The following is a 5,040-nucleotide window of genomic DNA, read 5'->3' as shown; positions in this document are numbered from 1 at the left end:
GCGGGTGTCCTTCAGCTCGCCGAAGCGGCCGCGCAGACGGTCGATCTCCTCGTCGACGGCGGCGTCGTCGACCTCGATGGCCGGGACGGTGACGGACAGCTCGGAGAAGTCCGGGACCTCGAACTCGGGGCGGATGTCGACCTCGGCGGTGAACTCGACGAACTCGTTGTCCTCGATCTTGGTGACGTCGACGGTCGGCTGACCGATGGCGACGATCTCGTTCTCCTCGATCGCCTTCTGGTACTGGACCGGCAGCATGTCGTTGACGACCTGCTCCAGGATCGGGCCGCGGCCGTAACGGGCGTCGATGAGCTGGCGCGGTGCCTTGCCCTTACGGAAACCCGGGATGGACACCTGCTGAGCGAGGGCCGTGTAGGCCTGGTCAATCTCAGTCTTCAGGTCCTCGAAGGGGACGTTGACGGTGAGCTTGACGCGGGTGTCGCTCAGCTTCTCGACGGAACTCTTCACGAGTAACTCTCCTGGTTTCACATTGACTGTCAGTTCATTTAGGCCGGCCGGAGCCGGACCCTACGTCGGGGCGACAGGATTTGAACCTGCGACCCCCTGCTCCCAAAGCAGGTGCGCTACCAAACTGCGCCACGCCCCGTAGGTGTGTTCAGCAGTCTACCGGCAGATGATTTCAGGCCGTTGCATGGGGGTCGGAAACAGGAAACCCCGCACCGGCGTTCACCGGTGCGGGGCTTGAGAAATTGGAGGGAATGACGGGAATCGAACCCGCGTCTTCAGCTTGGAAGGCTGAGGTATTAGCCACTATACGACATTCCCCTGCTGGTGCCGGACCAGTCTAGCGCATGGAGTGGGTTTTGGGAAAACCGGAACAAGGGGACGTCGCAAAGCGTTATAAGGGTGACTGACCCGACGACTATCGAAGGTGACCTACTCGTGGAACTTCTCCTCCTCCTGCTGATCCTCGGCGGTGGCGCCGCCTACTTCATGAACCGGAACAACAAGAACCGGGCGGCGGAGGTGGAGCAGACCCGCCTGGAGGACGCGCAGGCCGACGCCCGCCGCTGGATCGAACGCCTCGGCTCGCAGGTGCTCACCATCGCGGGCAACGACGCCGCCTCCACGCAGGCCATCGCCGACGCCTCGGAGCGCTACAACGCCGCAGCCTCCGCCATCTCCCAGGCGCAGACCGTCAAGCAGGCGGAGCTGGCGCGTGAGTCCGCGCTCGAGGGCCTGCACTACATGAACGCCGCCCGCGAGATCATGGGCATGACGCCCGGCCCGGAGCTGCCGCCCCTGGAGGGTCAGCGCAATGCCGGCAAGGTCACCGAGCGTCGCACCATCGAGCATGAGGGCCAGACCATCACCGCCTCCCCGGTGGCCACGGACCAGACGCCGAACTACTACCCGGGCGGCAACGTCGCAGGTCGTCCGGTCCCGGCCGGCTGGTACTCCCGCCCGTGGTGGCAGGAGGCCATGCTCACCGGCATGTGGACGGCGTCCTCGATGATGATGTTCTCCATGATGTTCTCCGGCATGGCTGGCGTCGGCTACAGCGCGAACGCCTGGGAGTCGGGCTACGGCGACGGCTACCAGGACGGCCTGGCCGCCGGTGGCGAGGATGCGGGCGACATGGGCGACATGGGTGGCGCCGAGGACATGGGGGACATGGGTGACATGGGCGGTGACGGCGGCGGCCTGTTCGACGGGCTGTTCGGCGACGGCGGCGGTTTCGACTTCGATTTCTGACGACGGCGTACCATCGCGGGCATGACCCCGCAGATTCCCTCCATCACGCTCAACGACGACACGTCGATCCCCCAGCTGGGGTTCGGCGTGTTCGAGATTCCGCCGGAGGACACCGAGAGGCTGGTGTCCGTCGCGCTCGAGGCCGGCTACCGGCACATCGACACGGCGGCGATCTACCGCAACGAGGTGGGCGTCGGCCGTGCGATCGCCGCGTCGGGCATCCCGCGCGAGGAGATCTACGTGACCACCAAGCTGTGGAACCGGCGCCACGACGACGCGGACGCCGCGCTGTCGGAGTCCCTGGAGAAGCTCGGCCTCGACCACGTCGACCTCTACCTCATCCACTGGCCGTGCCCGCAGCAGAACCGCTACGTCGAGGCGTGGAAGCAGCTCATCGAGCTGCGCGGGCAGGGCCTGACCACCTCGATCGGCGTGTCCAACTTCCTGCCGGAGCACCTCGACCGCCTGGAGATGACCACCTCCGTCCTGCCGGTGGTCAACCAGATCGAGCTGCACCCGGCGTTCCAGCCGTGGAAGGACATCGACGCCGCCCGCGTCCACGGCATCAAGGTGCAGGCCTGGTCGCCGCTGGGCATGGGGCGTAACGGGCTTCTCGACGCCCCCGAGATCCGCGAGGTCGCCGACGCCCACGGGGTGTCCCCGGCGCAGGCGATCATCCGCTGGCACATCCAGAACGGGGTGATCCTGTTCCCGCGGTCCTCGCAGGAGGAGCGGATCCGTCAGAACATCGACGTCTTCGGCTTCGAGCTCAGCGACGACGAGATGTCCGCGATCACGTCACTGGACGAAGGGGAGGCAGGTCGGGTCGGGCCGCACCCGAACGAGTTTGAACCCTCGCCTGCCGGGAACTGACCGCCACCCAGCGGCCGTCGCGGAACTCCACGGCCCCTTCGTCGGCGAACTTCTCCAGCCATCCGGTCATGGGCCAGAAACCCCAGATCGCGTGGAAGCGTTCGGCGTTGCGGAGGATGTCGTGGAAGTGCTCCCACGGCGGGTCGGCCACCGGATGGGACTGCTGGTGGACCTCGACCCCGCCGACCCAGAACAACGGGACCTGGTGCACGCGCAGGTGCTGCGCGAAGTCGGTGTCCTCGGCGCCGTAGCCGGTGTAGCCCTTGTCGAAACCGCCGAAAGTCCGCCGCAGGTGCCGCCACGTGTCGACGGTGAGCGCGAAGGACAGGGAGCGGAAGCGTTCGTGGCCGCGGTCGTCGGCACGCAGGAGGGTGCCGGCCGGCAGATCGCCGCACCCGGTGACGACGGCATCCGGGTGCGCGTCCAGCGCCCACCGGTAACGGTCGACCATGTCCTCCCCCGGCAGGCAGTCGACGTCGAGGAAGATGATCACGTCGTCCGGTTCGTGGGCCCCGCGGGCGGCCAGGTCGCCGCCCAGGTTGCGGCCCCCGGCCGCCGAATAGGCCTCGAGGGGGATGACCTCGGAGTCCGGGAGCGCGGCGGCGAGCGCCTCCATCTCACCGGCGACGACGATGTGCCGCACCGTGGCCGGCAGGCATGCGGCCTGGCGGGCGACGTCGGAGAGCAGGCAGGAGTCGGCGAACGTCACCACGCTCACAGAAGTAACAGGGGTTCCAGAGGTCACTGTGCTGCCGCCTTCCCGGGCATCTCCACCTCACCGGCAGTCTGCCACCGGTGCCAGGTCCTGTCCATAGTGTGTGTCATCGGCCGCTCACCTCGCGGTACACCTCGCGATGCGCGCGTCGGATGTCGGTGAGCTGCTGCCCGCGGTCCCCGGTGTAGGGCAACGGCCCCTGCTCGTGGAGGTGGATCAGCGCCCGGGCCGCGGCCAACGGGTCCCCCGTGGCGTACTTCTCGACGGCGCGGGAATCATCCACCTGGTCGGCGTACATGCCGCAGTCCGGCACCGCGACGGAGACACCCAGGTCACGGCACATCTCCAGCCAGCCGGAGTGCGTGCCCCGCAGGTACGGCAGGAGGACGGTGCCGCACTGACCGACGGCGCGGTACAGGGCGTCGTCGGGAAGCGGGGTGTGGGAGCGCAGGTCGATGATGTCGGCGACCTCCGGCCCGGAGAGGGCGTGGGTGAGGTGCGCGGTGCGGGAATCCTCGTGGAGGTGCACCCGCAGGGGCTGCCCGGTGGCGCGGTGCACGACACGTCCGACGATGCGGTAGAACACCGGGTCGGCGATGACGTTGGTGCGCAGCGACTTGAGGAACACCCCGATCGCCGTGCCCGTGCCGGTGGCCCGCGGCGGGTCCTCCACCACGCGGGGATGCGGGATGACCCGGGTGTCGGCCGGCAGGTGACGTGCGGCCGCCTCTGTGAGGGTGATGCGGGCCGCGGCGGCGTCGAGAAGCACGCCCAGTTTGTCGTGGTAGTCGGCCTGATCCGCCACGTGGGGGTTGTCCAGGTTGTGGACGGTGAGCACCAGCGGCACCCCGCGGCGACGCAACGTGGCGGTGAAGGCCCGGAGATCGTCGACGCTGAGATGGTCGAAGCCGAAATGGAGGTGCACCAGGTCCGGCAGTTCCGCGTCGGGCACCCGGTGCCACCACAGGGGGTCGAGCGCCGGGTGCGGATGCCAGCCGTCCTCCGGGTCCGGGGCCACGGTGACGTCGGACGGGCGGACCGCCGCGGTGTAGACGTGCCCGGCCGGGATGGACAGCACATGCAGGCCCCCGACCTCACCACGATCCGGTTGCATTGCTCACCTCAGTTCCCATGACAGCGGGCCAATCCTCCGGCCCACCCGATCATCATATGGCTGGAGTTCCGCTTTGTCTGAAAAGTGTGACCTTGAACATGAAAACCCGCGGCCCCTTGTTCAGGGACCGCGGGTCTGCGGAAGATGCGGAGAGCCGCCCGGATCTACTCGGCCGGGAGCTCCGGGGCGACGCCGGTGCGCTCGTAGTCGGCGAGGATGTCGATGCGGCGCTGGTGACGCTCCGCCTTCGACCACTCCTGGTCCAGGAAGGCGTCGACGATGGCCAGCGCCTCCTCCTCGGAGTGCATGCGGCCACCGAGGCCGATGAGCTGGGCGTTGTTGTGCTCACGCGCCAGGCGGGCGGTCTCCGGGGACCAGGCCAGGGCGCAGCGGGCACCCTTGACCTTGTTCGCGGCGATCTGCTCGCCGTTGCCGGAACCACCGAGCACGATGCCCAGGGAACCCGGATCGTTGACCGTGCGGGAGGCGGCCTCAATGCAGAAGGCCGGGTAGTCGTCGTCGGGATCGTAGGTGTGGGCGCCACAGTCGATGACGTCGTGGCCCTGCTTCTTCAGGTGCTCGGCGATGATGTTCTTCATGTCAAAGCCGGCGTGGTCTGCTC

Annotated in this window: 6 protein-coding genes and 2 tRNA genes; 2 read left to right on the top strand and 6 right to left on the bottom strand. The window is 68.0% G+C overall.

From position 1 onward, the window contains the following. The 3 genes from GXZ33_RS04925 to GXZ33_RS04915 form a co-directional block, all read right to left on the bottom strand. On the bottom strand, window positions 1-468 hold a 468-nt coding region (locus GXZ33_RS04925), incomplete at its 3' end, for a trigger factor family protein (RefSeq protein WP_291339765.1). A gap of 65 nt (window positions 469-533) precedes the next feature. Next, window positions 534-607: transfer RNA gene (locus GXZ33_RS04920), tRNA-Pro, on the bottom strand. A gap of 104 nt (window positions 608-711) precedes the next feature. After that, window positions 712-786, bottom strand: a tRNA-Gly gene (locus GXZ33_RS04915). A 168-nt stretch (window positions 787-954) separates the two neighbouring features. Here GXZ33_RS04915 and GXZ33_RS04910 point away from each other — a divergent pair. Both GXZ33_RS04910 and GXZ33_RS04905 read left to right on the top strand, forming a co-directional pair. Beyond that, the gene (locus GXZ33_RS04910) at window positions 955-1,716 is read left to right on the top strand and encodes a DUF1542 domain-containing protein (RefSeq protein ID WP_291339766.1); all 762 of its coding nucleotides are present in this window, start codon (window positions 955-957) and stop codon (window positions 1,714-1,716) included. A gap of 21 nt (window positions 1,717-1,737) precedes the next feature. After that, the gene (locus GXZ33_RS04905) at window positions 1,738-2,589 is read left to right on the top strand and encodes an aldo/keto reductase (protein ID WP_291339764.1); all 852 of its coding nucleotides are present in this window, start codon (window positions 1,738-1,740) and stop codon (window positions 2,587-2,589) included. Here GXZ33_RS04905 and GXZ33_RS04900 read toward each other — a convergent pair. The 3 genes from GXZ33_RS04900 to GXZ33_RS04890 form a co-directional block, all read right to left on the bottom strand. Then, the gene (locus GXZ33_RS04900; RefSeq protein WP_291339763.1) at window positions 2,510-3,307 is read right to left on the bottom strand and encodes a glycosyltransferase family 2 protein; all 798 of its coding nucleotides are present in this window, start codon (window positions 3,305-3,307) and stop codon (window positions 2,510-2,512) included. The genes GXZ33_RS04905 and GXZ33_RS04900 overlap by 80 nt on opposite strands. A gap of 103 nt (window positions 3,308-3,410) precedes the next feature. After that, window positions 3,411-4,418, bottom strand: a complete 1,008-nt coding sequence (locus GXZ33_RS04895) for a glycosyltransferase family 1 protein (RefSeq protein WP_291339762.1) — start codon at window positions 4,416-4,418, stop codon at window positions 3,411-3,413. A 164-nt stretch (window positions 4,419-4,582) separates the two neighbouring features. Continuing rightward, window positions 4,583-5,040: ribose-5-phosphate isomerase (locus GXZ33_RS04890; RefSeq protein WP_291339761.1), on the bottom strand; the 458-nt coding region annotated here is incomplete at its 5' end.

The organism is Corynebacterium sp. (assembly GCF_012838985.1).
Taxonomy (GTDB): Bacteria; Actinomycetota; Actinomycetes; order Mycobacteriales; family Mycobacteriaceae; genus Corynebacterium.
The sequence above is the reverse complement of the archived record's forward strand: the minus strand, read 5'-3'. Positions and strand labels throughout refer to the sequence as shown.

What these genes read in the sequence shown, in the direction of transcription:
- GXZ33_RS04895 (WP_291339762.1), bottom strand. Translation starts at nt 4,418, where the DNA reads ATGCAACCGGATCGTGGTGAGGTCGGGGGCCTGCATGTGCTGTCCATC.
- GXZ33_RS04905 (WP_291339764.1), top strand. Translation starts at nt 1,738, where the DNA reads ATGACCCCGCAGATTCCCTCCATCACGCTCAACGACGACACGTCGATC.
- GXZ33_RS04910 (WP_291339766.1), top strand. Translation starts at nt 955, where the DNA reads ATGAACCGGAACAACAAGAACCGGGCGGCGGAGGTGGAGCAGACCCGC.